The 23,346-nt window shown below is 59.5% G+C and carries 19 protein-coding genes; 14 read left to right on the forward strand and 5 right to left on the reverse strand.

Annotated elements, in window-relative coordinates; genetic code table 11:
• The first annotated feature begins 77 nt into the window (after positions 1-77).
• From NZ960_05995 to dnaK, 12 genes are all read left to right on the forward strand, one after another.
• Positions 78-2,453 (forward strand): polysaccharide biosynthesis tyrosine autokinase, encoded by a 2,376-nt coding sequence (locus NZ960_05995; GenBank protein MCS7177151.1) that lies wholly within the window; start codon positions 78-80, stop codon positions 2,451-2,453.
• Positions 2,453-3,829, forward strand: coding sequence for a dipeptidase (locus NZ960_06000; GenBank protein ID MCS7177152.1), 1,377 nt, complete (start codon positions 2,453-2,455; stop codon positions 3,827-3,829). The genes NZ960_05995 and NZ960_06000 overlap by 1 nt, the downstream gene beginning before the upstream one ends.
• Entirely contained in the window at positions 3,813-4,151 is a 339-nt protein-coding gene (locus tag NZ960_06005; protein ID MCS7177153.1) for a hypothetical protein, read from the forward strand. The genes NZ960_06000 and NZ960_06005 overlap by 17 nt, the downstream gene beginning before the upstream one ends.
• On the forward strand, positions 4,148-5,557 hold the full coding sequence (locus NZ960_06010; GenBank protein MCS7177154.1) for a hypothetical protein: 1,410 nt from the start codon (positions 4,148-4,150) through the stop codon (positions 5,555-5,557). Before NZ960_06005 ends, NZ960_06010 begins: the two co-directional genes overlap by 4 nt.
• Before the next feature lie 16 nt (positions 5,558-5,573).
• Positions 5,574-6,650, forward strand: coding sequence for a tryptophan 2,3-dioxygenase (locus NZ960_06015; GenBank protein ID MCS7177155.1), 1,077 nt, complete (start codon positions 5,574-5,576; stop codon positions 6,648-6,650).
• Between the two features lie 6 nt (positions 6,651-6,656).
• Positions 6,657-7,385, forward strand: a complete 729-nt coding sequence (locus NZ960_06020; protein MCS7177156.1) for a ComF family protein — start codon at positions 6,657-6,659, stop codon at positions 7,383-7,385.
• Positions 7,386-7,430: 45 nt separating this feature from the next.
• Complete coding sequence (locus tag NZ960_06025; protein ID MCS7177157.1) at positions 7,431-9,446, forward strand: ATP-dependent helicase; 2,016 nt, start codon at positions 7,431-7,433, stop codon at positions 9,444-9,446.
• Between the two features lies 1 nt (position 9,447).
• A complete protein-coding gene (locus NZ960_06030; protein MCS7177158.1) occupies positions 9,448-10,173 on the forward strand; it encodes an SDR family oxidoreductase in 726 nt (241 codons plus the stop codon).
• Positions 10,170-12,026, forward strand: a complete 1,857-nt coding sequence (uvrC, locus tag NZ960_06035; protein MCS7177159.1) for an excinuclease ABC subunit UvrC — start codon at positions 10,170-10,172, stop codon at positions 12,024-12,026. The genes NZ960_06030 and uvrC overlap by 4 nt, the downstream gene beginning before the upstream one ends.
• Positions 12,027-12,200: 174 nt before the next feature.
• Positions 12,201-12,725, forward strand: a complete 525-nt coding sequence (locus NZ960_06040; protein ID MCS7177160.1) for a C40 family peptidase — start codon at positions 12,201-12,203, stop codon at positions 12,723-12,725.
• Between the two features lie 195 nt (positions 12,726-12,920).
• Positions 12,921-13,370 carry an Hsp20/alpha crystallin family protein gene (locus NZ960_06045; GenBank protein ID MCS7177161.1) on the forward strand — a complete coding sequence of 150 codons (450 nt, stop codon included), beginning with the start codon at positions 12,921-12,923 and terminating at the stop codon, positions 13,368-13,370.
• Positions 13,371-13,508: 138 nt separating this feature from the next.
• Positions 13,509-15,422 carry a molecular chaperone DnaK gene (gene dnaK / locus NZ960_06050; GenBank protein ID MCS7177162.1) on the forward strand — a complete coding sequence of 638 codons (1,914 nt, stop codon included), beginning with the start codon at positions 13,509-13,511 and terminating at the stop codon, positions 15,420-15,422.
• Between the two features lie 57 nt (positions 15,423-15,479).
• Here dnaK and upp read toward each other — a convergent pair whose 3' ends face one another.
• From upp to dnaX, 5 genes are read right to left on the reverse strand one after another with little or no spacing between them, the layout of a single operon-like run.
• On the reverse strand, positions 15,480-15,890 hold the full coding sequence (upp, locus tag NZ960_06055) for a uracil phosphoribosyltransferase (protein ID MCS7177163.1): 411 nt from the start codon (positions 15,888-15,890) through the stop codon (positions 15,480-15,482).
• Positions 15,806-16,156: a uracil phosphoribosyltransferase gene (locus NZ960_06060; GenBank protein ID MCS7177164.1), complete on the reverse strand. Its 351-nt coding sequence runs from the start codon at positions 16,154-16,156 to the stop codon at positions 15,806-15,808. The genes upp and NZ960_06060 overlap by 85 nt, the downstream gene beginning before the upstream one ends.
• The gene (locus NZ960_06065; GenBank protein ID MCS7177165.1) at positions 16,135-17,520 is read right to left on the reverse strand and encodes a TatD family hydrolase; all 1,386 of its coding nucleotides are present in this window, start codon (positions 17,518-17,520) and stop codon (positions 16,135-16,137) included. Before NZ960_06065 ends, NZ960_06060 begins: the two co-directional genes overlap by 22 nt.
• Positions 17,517-17,981 (reverse strand): peroxiredoxin, encoded by a 465-nt coding sequence (locus NZ960_06070; GenBank protein ID MCS7177166.1) that lies wholly within the window; start codon positions 17,979-17,981, stop codon positions 17,517-17,519. The genes NZ960_06065 and NZ960_06070 overlap by 4 nt, the downstream gene beginning before the upstream one ends.
• Positions 17,982-18,001: 20 nt before the next feature.
• Positions 18,002-19,594, reverse strand: a complete 1,593-nt coding sequence (gene dnaX, locus NZ960_06075) for a DNA polymerase III subunit gamma/tau (protein ID MCS7177167.1) — start codon at positions 19,592-19,594, stop codon at positions 18,002-18,004.
• Positions 19,595-19,644: 50 nt separating this feature from the next.
• Here dnaX and NZ960_06080 point away from each other — a divergent pair, with 50 nt between their 5' ends.
• A complete protein-coding gene (locus NZ960_06080) occupies positions 19,645-22,542 on the forward strand; it encodes a S8 family serine peptidase (protein ID MCS7177168.1) in 2,898 nt (965 codons plus the stop codon).
• 19 nt (positions 22,543-22,561) lie between these two features.
• Positions 22,562-23,341 carry an enoyl-CoA hydratase-related protein gene (locus NZ960_06085; protein ID MCS7177169.1) on the forward strand — a complete coding sequence of 260 codons (780 nt, stop codon included), beginning with the start codon at positions 22,562-22,564 and terminating at the stop codon, positions 23,339-23,341.
• The last annotated feature ends 5 nt before the right edge of the window (positions 23,342-23,346 follow it).

Raw genomic sequence — 23,346 nt, forward strand, 5'->3', positions numbered from 1 at the left:
CTCGTGCAAGGGGCTTGCGGCAAAAGCCGTATTTTTGGCTCTGCCCACCTCCCACCGATAGCCACGGAGGATTTACGATGCCGACCCCGGCGAGGCAGCGCAACACCTACCAGCGCAACGGACTTGCTAACATTTCGCTCCAGCGCCATTTCACGCTCGTGGACTACCTTCACCTCCTCTGGCAAGGAAAGTGGTGGATCCTCGGCATCACGGGCGTCGTCGTTGCGGCGGCATTCTACTACACCTGGACTCGACCCTTCGTATACGAGGCCTCAGCACGCCTGTTGGTCAACACAAGTCGTCCTCCAACAGGGATTGTCCTCGTCGGCCTCGCAGGACAGGACGAGCGCATGCTCCGTAACGAGCTCATGCAGATGAATGCTCATGAGACCATGCAGGCCGTTGCGGAAGCCCTCCTCCAGAAAGCACGCGCTGGTCACCGCCTCAGTATCACCACTTTTGCAAAGCCAAATTCCCCTTCGCCACGTAGCTGGGAAGACAGTGTAGCGGCTGTAGCAAGCCGCATCCGTAGCGTCGTCAGCCTCATCCCTACACGGGACGCTGACATTGTGGATATCCGAGTGCGGACGAATGAGCCAACGGAAGTAGCTCTGATTGCAAACACCTTTGCTGAGGTCTATGTTCAAGTCAACGAGCGCAACAACCGCGCGAATGCTCGTCGTGTGCGGGAGTTCCTACAGCAACAGTACGAATGGACGCGCGACACTCTAGCGAAAGCCGAACAGATGCTGCAAGACTACATGAGCCGTACCGGCGCAATGGAGTTGGATGCCCGCGCCAATGCGCTCGTCACTCAGCTCTCCGAGTTGGACGGAAAAGCCAGTGAAGCACGGATTGCCCGTGACGCCTTGAAGCAGGCACTGGAGCAGTACCAGCAGCAGCTCCGCGAAATAGAGCCGAGACTGGCCGAAGAGCTAGCCACTGTGTCTTCGCCCTACATCGAGACCCTCCAGCAGCAGATTGCTCAGTTGGAGGTTCAGCGGGACCTCATCATCGCCAGCAAGCCCTTGGTGGCGAGCCCCGTCTACTTCCAGACACAGATGCAACAGCTGGAAGAGCAGCTGGCTGAACTGAAAGAGAAGCTTCGCCAACGGACCGAAGAGCTGAAGCGCTCCAAACTAGGAACCCTCCCTGCCTCTCCTGAGGGAGGCGGGCCAACAGCAGCCTTGCAACACCTGCGACAGAAGGTCTTTGAGCTCAGTGTCCAACTCCAAGCAGAGGAGGCACGCCTTAAAGCGACTGAACAAGCTCGCCAGCGAGCCGAAGCAGAGTTCCGCCAACTGCCAGCCCAGAGCATTGAGCTAGCTCGACTCCGCCGCATCACCGGAGGTCTGGAGAAGCTTCACGAGCTTCTCTCCGAAAAGCTCAACGAAGCGATCATTGCTGAACAGTCGGTGTTTGCAACCGTGTCTATCTTGGAAAAGGCGGTACCCCCCAAGCGTCCGATCAGCCCGAATCGCTCCCTGAACATGATGATAGCGACAATCGTCGGCCTCTTGCTCGGCATCGGATTCGTTCTAATCAGAGTCTTCTCCGACACTACCATCCGTTCGCCAGAAGACCTAGAAAGTAAGGGGCTAGTAGTCCTTGCGGCGATTCCTCGGATTCCGCCTGAACTGACTGCTCAGGATGCGGCAATGATTGCCCAGACAGAAGAGGATGCTGCCTTCTACTCCCGCTTCCCCGCCGAGCAAGTGATTCCACCTCACCTGATTACGCACTACAGCCCGAAGTCCCCAATAGCCGAGAGCTACCGCTCCGTTCGTACCGCTCTCCAGTTCGCTACAGTAGATACCCCCCATCCGCTGGTTGTCGTCACAAGCTCCGTGCCGCAGGAAGGGAAGACGACCACAAGCGTCAATACCGCAATTACCTTCGCCCAGGCAGGGTACCGCACGCTACTGATTGACGCGGACCTGCGTCGTCCATGTGCTCACAATATCTTCGGCTTCGGGCGTGAACCGGGGCTAGTCAACGTCCTAATTGGAGAGGTGCCCCCAGATCAGGCCTGCCGACCAACGGGGCTCAGGAACCTGGACATCCTAACCTGCGGGCCTATTCCCCCAAATCCTTCCGAACTCTTAGGCTCGGAACGTACACGGCAACTCTTCCAACAGCTCCGACAGCAATACGACATCGTTCTCGTCGACACACCACCCGTTATCTCCGTCACCGATGCCCTAGTTCTTGCTCCTCTCGCACATGCCTACCTCCTTGTGGCTCGAGCCAACGAGACGAAGATTGATGCCCTACTGAAAGCCCAGGAACTCCTGGAGCGCATTTCCGCCCGCATCATCGGCGTTGTGCTCAACGAGTTCGACATCTCCACCACGTACGGCTCGTACTACCGCTACTACCGGTACTACAAGTACTACCACTACTACACCGACTCCGAAAAGCGCCGCAGTACCCTACGGAGCCCGATCAAGTGATGCCCTCTGCAGCCGACTACGTAGAGCGGAATTGGGGCCGCTTTCTCGAGGAGTTGAACTCTCTACTTCAATTCCCGAGCGTTAGTACAGATCCAAAGCATGCTGAAGATGTCAGAAGCTGTGCTGAATGGCTCCGCGAGCACTTGGCTACACTTGCTCCAACACATCTAGAACTCATCTCAACGGCAGGGCACCCTATTGTCTATGCCTCCTGGGAGACAGACCAGAACGCCCCGACCGTGCTGATCTACGGGCACTACGACGTGCAACCGGCCGATCCCATCGAGCTTTGGGAGACCCCACCCTTTGAGCCGAGCATCCGTGACGGCCGCATCTACGCTCGCGGTGCAACGGACAACAAAGGCCAGTTCTTCGCCCACGTGAAGGCCATAGAGACCCTCCTGAACTCCGACGAGCGGCTCCCACTCAATGTCAAGCTCCTACTAGAAGGGGAGGAGGAGATCGGGAGCGTTCACCTGCGCCCGTTTCTGGAAGAGCACCGGAAGATGCTTCGGTGCGATGCTGTCCTGATCTCCGATACGGCGTTGTACCGAGATGACCTCCCTACGCTCTGCTATGGCCTGCGCGGGCTGTGCTACTTGGAGGTAACTGTCCGCGCTGCGTCTGCGGACCTGCACTCCGGAGTCTTCGGCGGTGTTGTGGACAATCCCATCCTCGCACTAGCTCGCATTCTGAGCGGACTCCGCGACGGTTACGGACGCGTCACCATTCCTGGCTTCTACGATGACGTCGTCGAGCCGAGTCCAGAAGAACGCCAACGGCTTGCAGTGTTGCCCTTTGAGGAAGACACTGTAAAGCGGGAGCTTGGTGCCCCTATGCTGTTTGGGGAAGCAGGGTATACCATTCTCGAGCGTCGCTGGCTGCGCCCCACGCTGGACGTGAACGGCATCGTCGGAGGCTACATCGGGAGCGGAGCCAAGACGGTACTGCCAGCCGTTGCATCAGCGAAGCTCTCCATGCGCCTTGTGCCCAATCAGCGGGTAGACGATATCGCTGCTAAGGCGGAGGCCGCTATCCGAGCTCTGGCCCCGCCGACAGTAGAGGTAGAGGTCCGCCGACTTCACGGAGCTAATCCCGTGCTCATCCCGATAGAGAGCCTCCCAATGCAGGCAGCAGCTCGCGCCTTAGAGTGCACCTTCGGACGCCCTCCAGTATTCGTGCGTGAAGGTGGCACCATCCCAGTCGTGGAGTGGTGCACGGAGCTCTTGGGCGCCCCTGTGGTGCTCATGGGGCTGGGCTTAGAGAGCGAGGGAGCACACGCTCCGAATGAGCACTTCCACCTGAAGAATTTCTTCCGCGGAATCCTAGCATCGGTCGAATTCCTGCGCGAGTATGCCCATGTCGCTTCGTCTTAGCCTCGGGTGTTGGGTAGCTCTCGCTGCTGTTACCCTTCTCTGTGACGGCTGCGCTAGTGCCCGTCCCCAAGGCAGTGTCATTGAACTTTACGGTGTCATCAACCCTCTGCGACTCGATTCCCGCGTGTGCTGGATTCTGGAGACTGGCGGCATGCGGGACAAAGCATTCTACGAGCTTCGCGGACCCGACCGAATCCTACAGCGTCTGCAGCAGGAGAACCTTCGGGCCCGTATCCGAGGAGTCCTGCGCCCTGAGTGCACCCCAACGTGCGGTGTTGGGACATGCGTGGAAGTGATAGAGATTCTGGAGCTGCAGCGATGAAAGTCCTCCTCGTCGGGCTCTGTACACTCGTCCTCAGCCTCGGCGGCTGCGCAACGGCGACCGATGTCCTCCAGACGCCATGGATCCGCATAGAGCGTGACGTCTACACCATCATCGTCCGGGATACCGTTCGACAGACGCACCTCCTCAATCCTCCTGGTGAAGCTGATCGAGGCATCCTGTTCCCGAATGCGCGGCATACGACGATAGAGCACACCGCTACTTTCCGCGATAGCACCGTAGAGCGGCACTACCCAAACTTCATCCGCCTCGGTGTCTTCGAGAGCGTCGGGCTGCTAGGAACAGCTCCTTCTGACGAGGCCTACGATTCCGGCCTCTTTGGGCTCTTTCCCGAGGCCCTGGAAGAACAAGGGGAGCCATCCACCGACTCACGAGTGTTCACTGGAGCATGGCGCCGTTTCGGCATCCTAGAGTATCGCTTCCCATGGTTCTACGGGGCACGACACTGGAGTGTTGGCAGCGTGAGCCTTGAGGTCTTCCAGCTCAGCCGGCAGGAGAGGTCGTGGTTCATCGGAGTCCTACCGTTGTACATCTGCAAGCGCTGGTACTTCCGCGAGCTTCCCCCATACGTTACAGCCGCAGTCAGCCTTGGGACTAGTCTCTTCCCCTCGCAGTACCTCAACCTCACTGGCTCGCTGGAACTCGGGTCGCTCGGTGGAGTCAACCTCCGAGGCTATGTAGGCTTCCTATGGGGACAGACTCCTGCACGGCAAGGACAGAACGAAGGACCTATAGGGCAAGGACAGAGTGAAGGAAGCAGTACTGCTCAGCTCTACGCCGGTTTAGGGACCTCTTTGCTAGACTTCCTCAACCGCGAAGAGGAGCTGCAGCAGGAATGGAGCGAACATCGGCATTCGGCCTGGAGTGTAGGGATAGGCCATGGAGCCTTCCTCCGTACGAGCGCGTCGCAGTCTATCTGGACAGAGGGGTCCTCACCGCTTATCTCTGGACTGCTTCTGCGAGTCATGCCTGTTCAACTAGCACTCCCGCTGCGACCTCAGGGCTTCTACCTTGGGACCTCCTTGACAACCATCCTCATCCTGGGGATGAATCAAGGGGCCATCGGTATCCTCCCACTCCGCGCAGGATACTGGTTCGAGCTCGTCCCTGCAGGGCTCTATGGGGACCTCGGAGCGGAAGCCCTGTACTACCCCTCCAATGCCGTGAATCTCTCTGCGCGACTCATACTCCGCCTCTCAGAGATTGCCAACATCTTCCTCACAGCCGGTTTCACCAACGGTTCTGTACTCCGCGGCAGGGAATGGTGGGACATCCTCAATGACGCTGGCCGGTTCAGTGGGTGGTATATCGGAATCGGGACGGGAGCTGGCGAACGCCTGTTCCGGCCTTCCGAAGTGTGGTACTTCCGCTCTCCGTCACACTAAAACAGAGGTCCGGCCAATGGCAGAGCACCTCTACTACCGAGACTACCTGGCATTGGACAGCATCCTCTCGGCACAGCACCCCCGTAGTGCACAACATGGTGTCATAGCCCACGATGAGCTACTCTTCATCATTGTGCACCAGGTCTACGAACTGTGGTTCAAGCAGGCACTCTACGAGCTAGACTCCGTCATCCGCATCATTGGTCAGTCGTATGTCCCCGAGCATGAAGTCGCCACCGCCCTATTTCGAGTAGAGCGCATCAATCGCATCCTAGAGCTGGGGATTGCGCAGTTCGACCTCCTGGAGACCATGACCCCATTGGACTTCTTGGCTTTCCGCGACCTCCTACACCCCGCTAGCGGCTTCCAGTCACTCCAGTTCCGGCTTCTAGAAGTACGGCTTGGGTTGGACGAAGAGGCACGCGTACTCCGAGGCTACGAGCTCAGCCTGGATGAACGTGACCGCCAACAGCTACAGCAAGCACGCTCCCAGCCGACCCTCTTTGGGGTTGTCCAGGCTTGGTTGGAGCGGATGCCCTTCCTGGAGTTAGGTGACTACCGCTTCTGGGATGCCTACCGCGAAGCTGCCTTGAGGATGTTTGCCCGCGAACGCCGAGCCGTTGAGGAGCATCCGGTACTATCGCCAGAGGAAAAGCAGCAGAAGCTCCAGCAGATTCAGCTCAATGCTGCTGACTTCGGGGCCCTCTTCGACGCTGCACGCTATGCTGAGCTCCAGCGTACGCGCCAGCGCCGCCTTTCGCACCGGGCCACATTGGCAGCACTCTTTATCATGCTGTACCGAGACTATCCCCTGCTACAGCTCCCTTCCCGTTTTCTGGACTCTCTCATCCGGTTAGACCAGCGCATGAGCCTCTGGCGCTACCGACATACCGTCATGGTCAATCGCATGATCGGGCGCAAAGTCGGCACCGGCGGTTCCAGCGGCTACGACTACCTGCTCCAGACTACCGTCCGACAGCACATCTTCCAGGACCTTGCCAGCTTAGCGAACTACCTACTCCCACCGGCTGAAATTCCACCGTTGCCGCCCGAAGTAGAAACCCGTCTGCGCTTCGCTGCCGAGCTGAGCTGAAAGCATATGCCACAGCTACGCCTCCAGCATTGGCTTGCTGAAGCATACGAAGTCCTCCTCCACCTCCTCGCCCCTCGCTGCTGCTGTATCTGTGGGCAGTGGACGGAGGAGATCGCCGGACTCCATCGGTTCGTTTGTCAGCCCTGTTGGGAGAACCTCCCCGTGGCACCACCGCCGGAAGAGCTGTACAATCAACTGCTGCAGAACTTCCCGAATGATGAACTAGCTCTCTCTGGAGTCGCTGCGCTCTTCGGACTACGGGAGGGCACGCTGCCAATGCGGCTCATCTACGCACTCAAGTACCACGGATGCTGGGAGCTTGGAAGGGAATTAGGACGTGTGCTGGGAATGGTCCTCCCGAAACTCCTACCGTATCAACTGGAGGCTCTCATCCCTGTCCCGATCCACCCAGCGCGGCGCCGCGAACGCGGCTACAATCAAGCCGAAGCGATTGCCGAAGGTATCTCCGATGTAACAGGCATACCGCTGTACCGGGACGCCCTCCGACGCTGCATAGCGACAGCCTCTCAGACACAACTGACGGTTGAACAACGTCGGCAGAATGTTGCTGGGGTCTTTGCCGGAGGCACCCAGGCTGCAGTAGTACGCTCTGCCAATCTGCTGCTCGTCGATGATATCCTCACTACAGGTTCTACGCTCAATAGCTGTGCAGAGGCTCTCCTATCACTCGGAGCTCGCCGAGTATTTGCGATTGCTGTTGCAAAAGCCGCTTGAGTCTGCAACCGTGGTGAAGCCAACAACGTCCCCCGTGCAAGACCGATGGCGAGTGAGAAGGTAATCCGAATTCTTCGAACTCCTACTGGCCATCGCCCGTACCGGCTGCCATACGAGAAAGAGCTCAATCCTGCCCAGCTCCAGGCAGTTATGCACCAAGAGGGGGCAGCGCTGGTCATCGCAGGAGCAGGCACCGGAAAGACACGAACGCTCGTCTACCGCGTTGCCCGGCTGGTGGAGGACGGGGTGCCGCCGGAGAGCATCCTGCTACTGACCTTCACCCGTAAGGCAGCGCGGGAGATGCTACACCGCGCTGCACGACTACTGGACGGACGCTGCGAGCGTGTCTCCGGTGGCACCTTCCACTCGTTCGCCAACGCCATCTTACGCCGCTACGGCGATGTCCTCGGCCTGCCGTCGAACTTCACTATCCTGGACCAAACCGATGCCCAAGATGTCCTCAACCTTCTTCGCTCCGAGCTCCTCCGCGAGCAGCGCCGTGAGCGCTTCCCTCAGAAGCAGACGCTCTACGACATCCACAGCGCTGCGATCAACCGCTGCCGAAGCGTTGAGGACATCTTGCGCACAGACTACCCGCACTTCCAGCACTTGGCTGAAGAGCTAGAACGGCTCTTCGCTGCCTACAGCCGCTACAAGCGTCAGCACGGCTTGGTAGACTACGATGACCTCCTGCTGCTCCTCATTGAGCTGCTGGAGCACCATCCTGGCATCCTGCGCCGCCTCCACGCTCAGTTCCGCTACGTCATGGTGGACGAGTACCAAGACACCAACCCCCTTCAGCACCGCATTAGCCTACTGCTTGCTGGTCCAGAGGAGAACATCCTCGCCGTCGGCGATGATACCCAGAGCATCTACTCGTTCCGCGGGGCCGATTTCCGCAATATCCTCGAGTTCCCGAAAGCATTCCGGCAGTGCACCTACATCCGACTCGAGGAGAACTACCGTAGCACTCAGCCGATTCTCAACCTTGCGAATGCCATCATCGCGCGCGCAGCGTACGGCTACCGCAAGCAGCTCTACAGTAGGCAGACCGACGGACCTCTACCCGCAGTGATCCGAGCCGAAGATGAGCACCAGCAATCCCTCTTCGTCGCGCAGAAGGTCCTAGAACTACGCGAACAAGGGCTGCCGCTGTCGGAGATTGCTGTTCTGGCCCGCAGCAGCCATCTGTTCTTTGACCTAGAGCTGGAGCTGGCACGAGCGGGGATACCCTTCCGGAAATTCGGCGGGCTGAAGTTCACGGAGACGGCGCACGTCAAGGACGTGTTGGCACTCATCCGCATCGTGGACAATATTGCTGATGTCGTGAGCTGGCACCGCGTCCTGCTGCTATTAGAAGGGGTTGGTCCTCGGACAGCTCGCCGCATCGTGGATGCCATACGCCAGGGGCTCCTACGATGGGAAGACGCCCACTGCATGGATGCCATCCTCCCTGGCACGCCGACGGTGGCACGCACAGCCGTCCTACAGCTCTGGGAAGCCCTCCGTGGCCTCTTCCTCCGGCACGACCCTCTGCCAGAGCTGCTGCACCAGGCAGCCCTCCTCTACCGTCCGCTGCTGCAGCGCCACTATGATGACCATCACAAGCGCTGGAAGGACATCGAAGCACTCATAGCATTGGCAGCACGCTACCAGGAGTTGCGCGATTTCCTAGCCGATATCGCCATAGAGCCGCCTACCGAAAGCGTTGCAGAGGCAAAGCCGCCAGGAAGCGACGAGGAAGCCCCGTTAACGCTCTCAACGGTTCACTCTGCCAAAGGGCTGGAGTGGAGCGCGGTCTTCATCCTCTGGATGACCGATGGATGCTTTCCCGTAACGTGGGCCTACGACTCGCTGGACGCCTACGAGGAGGAGCGCCGCCTCTTCTATGTGGCCTGCACGCGGGCAAAGCGGTACCTCTACATCCTCTACCCTACCCGCGCTCTCGACCGCGAGAGCGGCTGGGTACTCTCCAAGCCTTCCCCATTCCTTGCAGAGCTACAGGATGGCCTCGTAGAGCGCTGGATTCTCGTAACAGAGGACAGCCTCGGCAAGGGATAGCATGGTAGCGGACCACCAGTCCTTGACGGGCATTGTCTGGGTCACAGGCGCAAGCAGCGGCATTGGAGCAGCGATTGCTCAGCATCTGAGCTCACAAGGATACGTCGTCGCCGCTAGCGCTCGGCGTACAGACCGACTCCAAGAGCTGGCACGTTCCAACCACTCCCTCTACGCTTTCCCATGCGACTGCGCTGACGCCGATGCTGTACGCCAGACAGTGAAGGCTTTGGAAGAGCGTTTCGGGGCTATCCACGCCTTCGTCCACTGTGCCGGGAGCGCACTCTTCAAGCCCTTCACGGACATCTCCCTGAAGGAGTTCGCCGAGCTTTTCCGCAACAACCTCTGGAGTGCCTTCGTGTGTACGCAGGCGGTACTACCTGGCATGCTTCGGCGTGGACGGGGGACCGTAGTCCTTGTAGGCTCTGTTGCTTCCTTGAAGGCGTTCCCACAGTCCTCCGTTTATGGCGGACTCAAAGCTGCTGCTGCTCACATGCTCCGGAGCCTTCGCGAGGAAGTGCGTTCACATGGGATCAAGGTCGTCAACGTCCACCTCGGTGCAACAGAGACCCCGCTGTGGCCACCCGACATGCGACATCGCTGGAGAGACCGAATGCTACAGCCCGAACACGTGGCCGAAGCCATTGGCTCCCTCCTTGCCTTGGCCTCCAATTCCCAACTGCTGCCAGAAGAGCTGGTGCTACGCCCACAGCTTGGCGATCTCCCATGAGTCGGCAAACGGCATCCCACTTATTTGCCGAAGCCGCGGCAACTGTGGAGGCTCTACCCACCCTACCGGGTGTCTACCTCTTCCGGAATGCAGCAGGCACCGTCATCTACGTGGGCAAGGCGAAGAACTTACGCCAGCGCGTGCGCTCGTACTTCCAGCCTAGCCGACCGACAGATGCCAAGACGCAGGCGTTGGTGCGAAACATCGCCCGAATCGAGTACATCGTCACCGACACCGAAGTGGAGGCCCTCATCTTAGAGAACACGCTCATCAAGCGCCACAAGCCGCGCTACAACATCCTACTGCGGGACGACAAATCCTACCCCTTCATCCGAGTCACGCACGAACCTTACCCTCGCATCTTCCTCACCCGCCGCCTTGTCCGTGATGGAAGCCTCTACTTCGGGCCATATACCGACGCAAAGTACGCTCGGCATCTCCTACGGACCCTGCGAGCGCTCTTCCCCATCCGAAGCTGTGACCTCCCGCTGAGTGAGGAGTCCATCCGTCGTGGCAAGTTCCGCGTCTGCCTGGACTATCACATCGGAAAATGCCTCGGCCCATGCGAGGGACTCATCTCCCAGGAGGAGTATCGCCGCTACATCCGCCAGGCGGTCGAGGTCCTGCGTGGACGTACCCGCCATCTCCAACGCGAGTTAGAGCAGCAGATGCATGCCTTGGCAGCTCAACTCCGATTTGAGGAAGCAGCACAGCTCCGGGACCGCTTGCGCATTCTCCAGGAGCACACAGACCGGCAGAAAGTCATAAGCTCAGATCCGGTTGAATACGACGTGCTCGGGATCGCTGTCCAGGATACGATAGCCTGTGCTGTCTTCCTCAGCGTTCGTGAGGGGAAGCTCATCGACAAACGGCACGTCTTCCTCCACCACACTCATGCCTACACTCTCCCTCAGCTCATCCAAGCTGCTTTAGAGCAGTGGTACTTGGAGCACCAAGAAGTCCCCGAAGAGCTCCTTCTCCCAGAGCTACCCGAGCAAGCTGAGCTGATTGGACAGTGGCTGAGCCACAAGCGTGGAGCACCCGTTCGCCTTGTAACACCTCGAGCTGGAGAGCGAGCACAGCTCATCCGGATGGCAGAGCTCAATGCCCGAGTGCTCCTGGACGAGCACCTCCTCCAACGTGCCAAGCGAGCAGGACGTATTCCCCACCCACTCCAAGCTCTCCAACAAGACTTGCGGCTCCCTACCCTCCCTCGACGAATCGCTTGCATTGACAACTCTCACCTGCACGGTGCCGAACCCGTCTCTGCACTGGTAGTCTTCGTAGACGGGAAGCCGCATAAGGCAGAGTACCGCCGCTTCCGCTTGGAGCAAGCTCCCGGGAACGATGATTTTGCCGCCATGCGGGAGGTCGTCAGCCGATATGCTCGCCGAATCTTGAACGGGGAAGATGCTGCTCCGGACCTTCTCCTGATCGATGGCGGCAAAGGACAGCTCTCAGCGGCTGTAGAGGCTCTCACTCAGTGCGGTCTCTATGGCCAGTTTACCGTCTTAGCTCTGGCCAAGCGTTTGGAAGAGCTCTTCCGCCCAGGAGAGCCTGACCCAATCCTCCTTCCGAAGACCTCAGAGAGTCTGCGCCTCCTCCAGCGCATCCGCAACGAGGCCCACCGGTTTGCAGTAGAGTACCATCGCCTTCGACGTCGCAAGTACACTCTGCAAACCGAGCTGACCCAGATTCCTGGGATTGGTCCCCAAAGGGCACAGCGCTTACTAAATGCCTTCGGATCGGTGGAGAGTATACGTGCTGCTTCCCTAGAGGAGCTCAAGCGCGTTCTACCGAGCCGGTATGCTGAAGCCGTTTACCGCTACTTCCGCCCCGAGTCCGCAAAATAGTTCCATAGCCCTCCAAGCCCTTCCCTGCTTCCCCAATCTTGCGTAAAGGGCATGGCAACAGTAGCTCGCAGTCGGCGTCGCACTTGTTGGCGTACTTTTATACCCGCAAAACGCTCGAACAACAGAATGGCACCATACATGCACTGTCCTATTTGACGCACCCAACTGGCAGAAATGCGACCACATGTAGCCCGTCGGTCTCTCGCCTGGCTTTGCATCGTCGGTTGGGGATGGGTTGGTGGAATCCTCAGTGGATGCCACAGCACTGCTCGGTTTGCACACCTAGAGGCCAAGCCGAGCCAATCTGAAGCCTCCGAGAGAGAGCCGAGACTATTCGAAGAGCGTCTTTGGCGGGAGATAGAGCGGTGGTTAGGGATTCCGTATTGTCGTAGTGGCATAGGCACTGAATGCGTCGACTGCTCTGGCTTCGTACAGCAGGTCTACAAAGCTCTGGGCGTCTCTCTGCCTCGGACGAGCGCAGAACAGTCAAAGGTAGGGCAGATAGTGAGCGGCGAGCCTCTACCTGGCGATCTAGTCATTGCTGCCCACAACCTACAAGTGCGCCATATCGGCATCTACTTAGGCAATGGGAGGGTCGTTCACGCCTCCCGCAGCCGCGGAGTCGTGATAGACCCACTCTCTGTCTTCAGCTCCATTGCTCCAGATATCTCCTTTCGCCGCGTCATCGCAACAAGGTAGCTGAGTGCGCGCATAAACATGGCGCAGTTGTATGCCATTCGTACATCGCAAGTGGCAGAAACGCTGCCAACATGGCAGAACTACGGGCCCTGCACGAGCTTGGCACGAAATTTTCATCTGGTCAAGCTACGGCTCCCACGAGGGAGCCAAGAAGCTGATGTGGTATGTTACATAGCCAAGCCAGGAGGTAGAGCCATGACGACGCTGGTGAGGTTTGAGCCTTTCCGGGGCTTTGAGAGCATGCTGCGACGTTTCGAGGAGCTCTTCGACGACATGGTCCGCTCCTTCCCTGCTCGCTTCTTCGAGACTTCCGGCTTCTCGCCGAGAGTGGATATTGCGGAGGATGAGCAGAACATCTACATCTACGCTGAGCTGCCCGGGGTGCGCAAGGAGGACGTGAAAGTCAGCATCTCGGAGGACCGAGTGCTCACTGTCCAGGGCGAGAAGAAGGAGGAGAGAAAGGAGGAGGGGCGGAACTTCCTGCGGATGGAGCGCGTCTTCGGGAGCTTCTGTCGGAGCTTCGCGCTGCCAGAGAACGTCAAAGTTGACGGAGTCGACGCCAAGTTTGAGAATGGCGTCCTGACAATCACGCTCCCGAAGGTAACGCCCTCCAAGCCGAAGGAGATAGAAGTGCAGGTCCGCTAAGCATGCACAGCATTCTCCTCGACAAAGCCGCACGGGAAGGGGATTTCCCTCCTCGCGTGCGGGTCTTTGTTCGCACTCTGAAATGTTGTTCGCAGAACGTTGTACAACACAGAGCACAACACAGAGCGTTGCACAGCCATGGGACGGATTGTAGGCATTGATCTCGGAACGACGAACTCGGTCATTGCGATTATGGAGGGCGGCCAGCCGGTGGTCATCCCGAACAGTGAGGGATCTCGGTTGACCCCCTCCGTTGTTGCTTTCACTAAGACCGGCGAGCGTCTGGTAGGCGCCGCCGCTAAGCGGCAAGCGATTGTCAACCCCAAGAACACCATCTACTCCATCAAGCGCTTCATGGGGCGGCGTCCGGAGGAAGTGAAGGAAGAAATGCTCATGGTCCCCTACAAGGTCGTGCCTTCTCCCGATGGCAACGCCGTCCGCGTCGAGATAGAGGGGCGACTCTACGCTCCAGAAGAGATTTCTGCGATGATTCTGCAGAAGCTGAAGACCGATGCCGAAGCTTACTTGGGAGAGAAGATCACCGATGCCGTCATCACGGTGCCAGCATACTTCAACGATGCCCAGCGACAGGCAACGAAGACCGCTGGGGAGATTGCCGGGCTCAACGTGCGTCGTATCATCAACGAGCCAACAGCCGCTGCGTTGGCCTACGGCCTCGACAAGCGTGGGCGCACGATGACGGTAGCAGTCTACGACTTAGGAGGCGGTACGTTCGACATCTCCATCCTGGAGATCGGCGAAGGTGTCTTCGAGGTCAAAGCCACTAGCGGAGATACCCACCTCGGCGGGGATAATTTCGACCAGCGGCTCGTGGACTACATCGCCGACGAGTTCCTGAAGCAGGAAGGCGTCGATCTCCGCAAAGACCCAATGGCGCTCCAGCGCCTCCGGGAAGCTGCCGAGAAGGCCAAAATCGAACTCTCCCAGCTCCTGCAGACGGAGATCAACCTGCCTTTCATCACTGCGACCTCTGAGGGACCGAAGCACCTCCAGATGACGATCACGCGGGCCAAGTTCGAGAGCCTCTGCGAAGACCTCTTCCAGAAGACGTTGGAACCCTGCCGCAAGGCCTTGGAAGCGGCCAAGCTGGCCCCACATCAGATCGACGAGGTCATCCTCGTCGGGGGTTCTACCCGCATTCCTCGTATCCAGCAGTTGGTGCGCGAGTTCTTCGGCAAGGAACCCAACAAAGGCGTCAATCCTGACGAAGTCGTGGCCGTCGGGGCTGCGATCCAAGCGGCTGTGCTAGCCGGAGAGGTCCGCGACGTCCTTCTGCTGGACGTCACACCGCTCTCGCTTGGGGTAGAAACACTCGGCGGCGTTATGACGGTACTGATCCCAGCAAACACTACGATCCCAACACGCAAGACCGAGATCTTCACAACGGCCACGGACAACCAGACATCGGTGGAAATCCATGTCCTGCAGGGCGAGCGTCCGCTGGCGAAGGACAACCGCTCCTTAGGTCGCTTCCACCTGGATGGAATTCCACCAGCACCGCGCGGCGTACCGCAGATCGAGGTCACTTTCGACATTGATGCCAACGGCATCCTCACTGTCACTGCTCGCGACAGGGCAACGAACAAAGAGCAGAGCATCCGAATCACTGGTGCCAGCACGCTGAGCAAGGAAGAAATCGAGCGAATGAAGCGAGAGGCCCAAGAGCATGCTGAGGAGGACCGGCGACGTCGAGAGGAGATCGAACTACGAAACCAGGCTGATGCCTTGGTCTACTCCACAGAGAAGCAGCTCCGAGAGCTGGGTGAGAAGCTCTCGCCGGCCGACCGAGGACGGATCGAGCAAGCAAAGGAGCGCCTCCAGACAGCCCTAAAGAACAATGCGCCAGTCACAGAGCTTCGGGCCGCGATGGACGAGCTCAATCGAGCGTGGAATGAGGTCTCTGTACGACTCTACCAGCAGGCCCCTACTACGACCTCGAGCTCAGGGGATGGCGGGAGCTCTGCCAGTGGTAGGGGCGATGGACGTGTAGAGGAAGCTGACTATCGGGTGGTCGACGACGACAAGCGGTGAGGTTCTGAAGGCGCAGTCTCACGGGGGCACCGACAGCAGTCGGTGCCCCTTTTGCCTTCAAAGTTGTTCCTCATCCTCTTCCCTCCCCGTCCCGTGTGCACGGTCACCAGCATCACCTAGCCCAGGCAAGGTAAAGCCCTGGGCATTAAGCCCATAGTCAATCGCTGCAGTCACGATCGGCACAGCGGGGTGATGCTGACGGAAACGCTGAATTCCTTCCGGAGCAGCAATGATGCATACGGCCGTCAACGACGTTGCTCCCTGATGCCGCAGGAACTCTACTGCTGCTTGCATACTCCCCCCTGTAGCCATCATGGGGTCCAGGACAAAGACCCGTGCTTCCGGCTGTAACGGCGGGAGATTAGCGTAGTAGAGCTCTGGCTCTAAGGTCTGCTCGTTGCAGCGTAGTCCAAGGTAGCCAATTCGAGCCTCGGGGAACAGTCGTAGGAAGGCCGGCAGCAGGAGCATCCCAGCGCGAAGAACTGGTACCAGTACGAGGGCTCCACCTGCCGATAGGCTACTGTCCGGCAGAGCGGGGTCTCTACCTCCACGGGCTCGAGTGTTAACCGTGTCGTCGCTGCAGCCGCTAAATAGAAACCCAACCGCTCGGCTGCAGCACGAAACTCTGCCCGGCTTGTAGCCGCAGAGCGCAAGATGGCTAATTCATGGCGAGCAGCCGGATGCTCCGCAACCCAGACCCCCGGCTGCCGCTCTACCACCAGGGTGGGAACCATACTAGCCCTATCCGCGGCAATGAGAGGTAGAAGCCCACCTGAGCATCCCTCTGGTTCTCGCGGCTCAGGAAGACCCGTCGTTCCTCACGGCCCAGGGCAAAATCTAGACGCCACTCCATCCAGGGCATGAACATCCCCCAGGAGGTAGGCACGTTGAAGCGAAGCCCAATTCCGGCAACAACCGCTGCCTTATTCTCAGGCCGTTCATTGATTCGATTGAAGAGTGCTGCCCCTCCAAGTGTACCGTAGAAGTTCACCCGCCCATACGGGTTCGGAGTGGCGTGGATGCACAGCTCAAGAGCCTGGTAGATGTCTGGCCGGTCTTGTCCCCACGGCCGTTGGGGGCTCTTCAGTACCTTTGTGTTCCGGGAGTACACATAGGCTGCCTCCACACTGAGGTGGTCGAGAAACTCGTAGAAGAGGTGCAGTCCAAATGCCGGCAGTCCTTCGTAGGAGAAGGTCTGATCCTCTCCCGTCGGGAAACGGCGCAACTCGACAATAGTATTCGTCGCTGCGTGGAGTCCAATCCCGAAGGACTTGGAGTACAGATGCTTCCCTACCTCTTGCGCTAGTCCCGTAGTCACGAAGAGGCAGACGGAGACAGCGAGCTTGAAGAAAGCACGTGCCACCCGTGCAGTGGTTTCTGCTACTTGTTCGAATGTCCGCCCTGTTAGTTCGGCAATCTTCTCTACGACGTAACGCACAAACGCTGGTTCGTTCCGCTTGCCACGATGGGGATGGGGAGCCATGTAAGGGGCATCGGTCTCCACCATGAGGCGATCCTCGGGCACCCGTGCTATCAATGCTGCGACGGCACTCTTGCGGTAGGTGATGTTGCCCGTTACAGAGACATGGAAGCCCAGCCTCAAAGCGCGCTGCAGGTATGCTTCGTCACCGGAGAAGCAGTGCAATACCCCTTGCAGGCTGCCATCCTGTTCCTCTTCAAGTATCCGCAACACATCCGCATGCGCATCCCGGTTGTGGATGATGACCGGCAGGTTGCAGCGCTTAGCAATCCGGAGCTGCTCTCGGAAGAGCTCCTGCTGAACCGACGGCGGAGCCAGGTCATGGTAGTGGTAATCCAGCCCAATCTCTCCGATGGCAACGACCTTAGGCATGGTCGCTTCTTCTTCCACCGCGGCTAGGGCTGCAGCATCTGCCTGCAGTGTAGCATGAGGATGGATACCTACGGCCCGGTAGACCTCTGGAAACTGGTCCGCAATGTGCCGCGCTTTGGGAAAGCCTTGAGGGGAAATCGCTGGCATGATAACAGCCTCTACCCCGGTATCGTGAGCACGCTGTAGAACGGCAGCGCGGTCATCGTCGAAGATTGGCAGGTCTATGTGGGCATGCGTATCGATCATGCTCGAGAGTGCTGCTGGAGGGCTATAAGACGCTGGAGCACCTCTTCTGCATGCCCGTCTACGCGGACCTCGGGAAAGACCGCTCGAATGATGCCATCGGGATCGATGATGAAGGTTGTTCGAACAACCCCTGTTGATGGACGCCCATAGAGCTGGCGAACACGCCAGACACCATACTGCTGTGCGATATGCCCCCCGGAATCACTGATGAGCACGAACGGTAGCTGGTAGTGCTCCTTGAAGCGCTGGTGCGAGCGAACGCTATCGGGACTGATTCCCACAACCGTGGCTCCTCGCTGTGCGAGGGTTGCGTAGACGTCCCGGAACGCACACGCTTCACGTGTGCAGCCCGGCGTGTTGTCCTTTGGGTAGAAGTAGAGCACTACCCACTGCCCGCGCAGCGCTGAGAGGCGAAATGGGAGACCACGATCATCCAAGGCTTCAAAGTCCGGCGCCGGCATTCCCGCGGACAGCATCCGAATCAGCCCTTGCTGTTCGCCCCTGGCATCTTGGTAGAAGGAACGCGTCGGGCAGAGAGTAGCAACTGGAGGTGTTGCTCCACCTTAGCCAGAGTCTCCTCCTGTGGGTCGGAGATAGTGCCTGGAGTCATTGCGCTGTCATTCAAGCGGACCGAAACTGGCCTTCCCAGGAACTCTTTCAGCTCATCCCGGAGCTGCGGCAACTGCTGACGGACCAGCTCCTCGAGGAAGCTGTGCGAGGTCGTAAGAACGACTGTCTCTCCCTCTACCTGCACAGCAAGCTCCTTGGCTTGATATGCTGCTCGAATGGCGATGTTTGAGGTCTGCTCCAAGAACTTACGTACGCTCTGCTCCAATTCCTGTGGCCCAGCCCCTACGGAAGCCGAAGCTGGGACACTCGTGACAGTATAGGGCGGCCGGGCCTCCGCAGAGTTCAAAGCAGCAATCCCTTGGGATTGCGTAGCCAGTGTATTGAGCAGCCGCAGCAGTTCGCCGAACTCCACGGCGCTCTCCAGCAGCGCCATCTGCACCAATCCCACTTCCAGCCGGACTCTCGGCTGGCTGCTGTACCGCAATGCCTGCTGCGTAGTCTGGAGGATGGTCAGCCAATTGAGGAGGTCAGGCAGAGCGAGCCACTGTGCTTCTTCCTCGTACCGACGAGCAACCTCCGGTGGCACGTCCAGCAACCGAGCGGAACCTATAGCTCGAACGGTGACCAGATGGCGCAGATGCTCTAGGAGGGCTTCCGCAAACTCGTGAGCGTCGTAGCCACGACGGATGACCTCGTGCACCAGCTCCAGAACGCCCTTAACATCATGCTGTTGGAGAGCTGCCGTAAGCCGGAAGAGAGTCTCCGTATCTACGATGCGCAGGAGTGAGGTGAGCTGTTCTAGTCGTACCTCCGTCCCACAGAACGCAATGGCCTGATCCAGGAGGGCCAAGGCATCCCGAAGAGAGCCCTCGGCCTTCCGGGCCAGCGCATAGGCAGCGGCTGGCTCCAAGTAGATGGCCTCCTGCTGGGCAATGCTGCGAAGGTGTTCAGCGATGAGCTCCACGCTGAGCCGCCGGAAGTCGAAGCGTTGGCAGCGGCTGAGAACCGTTGGGGGAACCCGCTGGGGCTCCGTCGTTGCCAGCACGAAGACCAGATGGGGCGGTGGTTCTTCCAGGAGCTTCAGTAGGGCATTGAACGCCGACAGCGAGAGCATGTGGACTTCGTCGACGATGTAGATCTTGTACCGCCCCGCGGCTGGTGGGAACTTCGCGCTCTCCCGCAGTCGGCGTACATCCTCGACACTGTTGTTCGAGGCCCCATCAATCTCCAAGACGTCCAGAGACCGTCCCTGGAGGATCTCCTGACACGGAGGGCATTCATTGCAGGGCTCTCCATCTGGGCGCAGTTGCTGGCAGTTCAGCGCACGGGCGACGATGCGCGCTGTCGTAGTCTTACCAACCCCTCGAGGACCGCAGAAGAGGTAGGCGTGGTAGATCCTCCCCATGCGGATGGCGTTCCGCAGGGTCGTCGTCACGTGCTCTTGCCCGACCACTGTTGCAAACGTCAGCGGCCGCCACTTTCGCGCCAGGCCTACGAAGGACATAGCTGCACTGCAGCGGCTTGTAATTTTGCTGCACCGGGGGGTCTACACAAATGCAAACTACGAAAACGCCTCCACCCTCAGGGTGGACATGTCGGATTGGCAAAGTGGCGATAGCCCTCGCCCTCATTGCCTTCGGCGGAGGCAGTCCTCTTACTGCTATTCCCCATCCTCACCAAGCAATGCTTCCACCAAACCCGTCAGTGGGGCGACTGGACCCAGTGCTGAGCGGAGTCGTACTCCTCCGGCTCCGTCCCGAACATGCTTCCCAGCGCTTGCAGACCCTACCGCCCCTCCCTCTGCAGGTCCGACGAGCCCAGCCGCTACTCCGATGGGAGCAGAGCCTCCGAGCTGGATTTCAACGTCGGCAACTCAGTGCTGTGGAACGAACCACTGCTCTGCGGCTCGAAGAAGCCCTTCTACGCACCTTCGTTGTAGAGTACACCGACCCGTGGGAACCGGAATACGCTTGCAAACTCCTGCGCCAATCCTGTCCCGCCGTTGAGCTCGCCGAGCCGTACGTCGTCAGCCTACCGTGCTTCACCCCGAATGATCCCCTGCTGCCGCGCCAGCAGCTCCTCTGGACCATCAACGCCTTCAATGGCTGGGAGCTTGCCCAAGGGGACAGCACTGTCGTCATCGGGATCGTGGACACCGGCGTCCTCTACATGCACGAGGACCTTCTCAGCTCCCTCTGGTACAATCGCTCGGAGATTCCCGACAACGGCGTAGATGACGATGGCAACGGCTACGTTGACGATTACCTCGGCTACAACTTCGCTGCCGAACGGGACGGTACTTCTCCGGGCGACCCGCGCAACCGAGGGGAGGGCCATGGGACGGGAGTTGCTGGGATCGCTGCGGCTACAGTCAACAACGCCAAAGGGATCGCCGGCATCGCCTACCGCTGCCGCTTCTTCCCCATCAAAGCTGCCCCAGAGGGCGTCCCCGCCATCTACTACGGCTACCAGGGCATCCTCTACAGCGCCCTCATGGGCTTCGCTGTGGTCAACTGCAGCTGGGGAAGCCGGACGTACTCGTGCATTAACCGGTCAGTTGTGGAGTACGCTATTGCCCGCGGGACGCTGGTAGTGGCGTCGGCGGGGAACACCCCTGTGAGCACTACAGCGTGGTATCCGGCAGGCTACCCCGGAGTGGTGGGGGTGGGGAATACCTACCCAGATGACCGTCTGCAGCCACAGTCGGCCTACGGAATCGGAGCAACACTTCTGGCCCCTGGCGAAGGAGCCTGGACTACCTCCAATGACGGGGAGGACGACTATACTACCTTCGGTGGAACCTCGGCTGCGGCTCCCATCGTTGCAGGAGCAGCAGCACTCTTACGCGCACTGCACCCACAGTTGGGTCCCCTGCAAGTACTGGCTCTTCTGCGCCGTACAGCAGACGACATCCGCGCTCTCAACCCTGACATTGCTGCAGCGCTTCCGGGGCGGCTCAACTTATGGGCAGCGCTCGCCACACCGCCGGCAGAAGCCCCAGGCCTAGTACTCCCCGAACTCCTCGTCCGCTCTGCCGAGGGTCGTCAACGACGCCGGTGGCAACTCGGCGACACCCTCTGGCTGTGGATCCGAGCGCGGAACGTGCTAGGAAGCGCTACGAACGTCACCTGCACGCTCCGCCTCGGCTCTGACTCCAGCCCAGCGCTCCACCTCCTGGACACGCTATGCAAAGTAGCCGCGCTGCCGGCTGCTTCCTTCTGCGAACTCGGCCCCTTCCGTGCTGTTGCCACCACCGCCTCTGTGGACCCCGTACTCCTACGCTTGGAGCTCCGCGATAGCATTGGGGAGTATCGTGATGCCCTCTTCGTCACGCTCGTCCCAGTCCCCACTACAATCACCTTTGCCAACGGTACAGCAGAGTTCAGCATTGCCGACGATGGAGCGCTCGGTTTCGCAGACTATCCCACCAACGCCCAGGGTAGCGGCTTCCGCTACCGGGAGTTCTGCTCCCTGCTCTACGGCGGAGGGCTGGTTGCTACCGACAGCCTCCAAGGTCGTGCCGTTAGCGCTGCACCTTCTGGCTTCACGCGCGACCGAGACTTCGCCGTCCTGAAACCCTTCGCCGAACCCAACGAGGAGCTGAACCTCGTCAGTGATGCCAACGCTCCACTCGGAAGCCGGATTGGACTCCTCCTTCAGCAGCAATTCCTAGGCTTCGCTGCGGAGAGCTCCGGCGTTGCGCGCTTCTTGGTCACCGCCTGGAATACTTCCGGCATCCCGCTCCGCGATATCGCCATCGGATACGTGATGGACTGGGACCTGAGTCCTGCTGGCCGCAGCGACCGCGTCCGCTTCTTTCCTGAAGCAGAGGAGCCAACAGTTGAGCTGCCGCACGGAGCCGAGGTCATAGAGCATTCGGACTCACTCATCGTCGGGGCATGCGCCATTGCGCTGATTCCCGAAGCAGAGGTGCAGTGTGCAGGCTTCAGCACTATCTTGCTCTACGATGGAGACGGGCTGACTACGGCGGAGAAGATCCGATTGCTCAACAGTGGCAGCAGCCTCCAGCACGACAGCACCGGCGATGTTGCGCTTGCCGTCGGAGTGCGCTTCCGTGGTGTCTGGGAACCCAACCAGCGGCGGCAGTTCCTGTGCTGCTTCGGCGCTGCGGAAAGCTCTACCGCACTCGCCGAACTCTTCCGCGAGTGCGTCCGGTATGCTCGGATCCTGTCCTCTCCCGAGCCGATTCCACGGCCAACCCGCCTAACGATATCATACCACGACGGCTTCCTCATCGGCGAGCTCCCTGCCGGGGGAGTATGGACACTCGAGGTCTGGGACTTCCTGGGACACTGTCTCCAGCGAGAAATGCTCCCTCTGTCGGCCGGGCCAATACGTCTTCCACTGCCGCCAAGCGCTACCGGAGTCCTGCTGGTGCGGCTCAGCTCGGTCCACTCGTCGTGGCACCAAGTCATCGTGCGCCTTCCGTAGAACAGCCGTAGGACTTGGGATGTCGCTCGTAGAGGTCTTGCCTGCTGAAGGCTATCGTCGGCTCCGACTCAACCGCCCAGAGAAGCGGAACGCCCTCAGCCCGGAGCTCCTCCGAGAACTCAGTCTCCAACTCCATCAGGCGCAGGAAGACCCCAGCGTACGGGTGATCGTCATAGAAGGAGCTGGGCCAGCATTCTGTGCCGGAGCCGACCTGGCCTATTTGCACCAGTTGACCCAGTATACGCCGATGGAGAATCTTGCCGACTCGGAGCTCTTGATGCGGGTCCTCTGGCAGCTCTACACGTATCCCAAGCCCACGATTGCCAAAGTCCATGGTCCGGCCATCGCTGGTGGCTGCGGACTAGCGAGCGCCTGCGACATCATTGTGGCAGCACGCAACGGTGCTCGTTTTGGCTACTCCGAGGTCCGCTTAGGATTCGTCCCGGCGCTCGTCGGTGTCCTCTTGGTCCACAAGATTGGCGAGCAGCGGTCCCGGCGCCTGCTACTAACGGCTGAGCTCATCTCTGCTGAGGAAGCCGAACGGCTGGGGCTTGTGAGCTACGTGGTGGAAGATGAGCAGTTGGACGCTTTCGTGGAGGAATTGGCTCAGCGGTTGGCTTCGTATAGCGCCGCATCACTCCAGCTTACGAAGGCCATGCTGAGCGCTGTCCAGAGCATGCCGCCGGAGAGCGCCCTTCACTACGCCGCCGGGCTCAACGTCTTAGCCCGCACAACACCGGAATTCCGTGCCGGCATCGAGAGCTTCCTCCAACAACGGGGATCGTCTCACAACGCCTGAGCTGC

The sequence above is a fragment of the Candidatus Kapaibacterium sp. genome (genome assembly GCA_025059875.1).
In the GTDB taxonomy this organism is placed as follows: Bacteria; Bacteroidota; Ignavibacteria; order Kapaibacteriales; family HRBIN21; genus HRBIN21.